The organism is Xanthovirga aplysinae (assembly GCF_009711365.1).
GTDB classification, from domain to species: domain Bacteria; phylum Bacteroidota; class Bacteroidia; order Cytophagales; family Cyclobacteriaceae; genus Xanthovirga; species Xanthovirga aplysinae.
The window spans coordinates 1-256 of record NZ_SMMB01000210.1 but is presented as its reverse complement, the minus strand read 5'-3'; the positions used below and the strand labels follow the sequence as shown (position 1 = coordinate 256).

Genomic DNA, 256 nt, shown 5'->3' with positions numbered 1-256 from the left:
TATTACCAAGAATAAAGTTGGTTAAATTCAAAACATTGGAGTTCCCCACTTGATAAGCCGAAGTTCTCAGCACATTCTCATCATTTCTGTTCCCTCCAATGCCATTATTTCCTATTATTTCATTAGAGACACCTTGCTGATCAGCATAAAAATCAAAATTATTGTCATCGTTGTTATTTCCATCGCCCATAGTAATTTGACCAATAAGGTTTACACCTTGAATAAGATTAGATTCACCATCCTGATGCGCATGAAA

General features: G+C 35.2%; 1 protein-coding gene. It reads right to left on the bottom strand.

Annotated elements, in window-relative coordinates; all coding sequences use genetic code 11:
- Window positions 1–256 (bottom strand): hypothetical protein (locus E1171_RS23265; protein WP_187696115.1); only part of this gene is annotated, 256 nt, incomplete at both ends.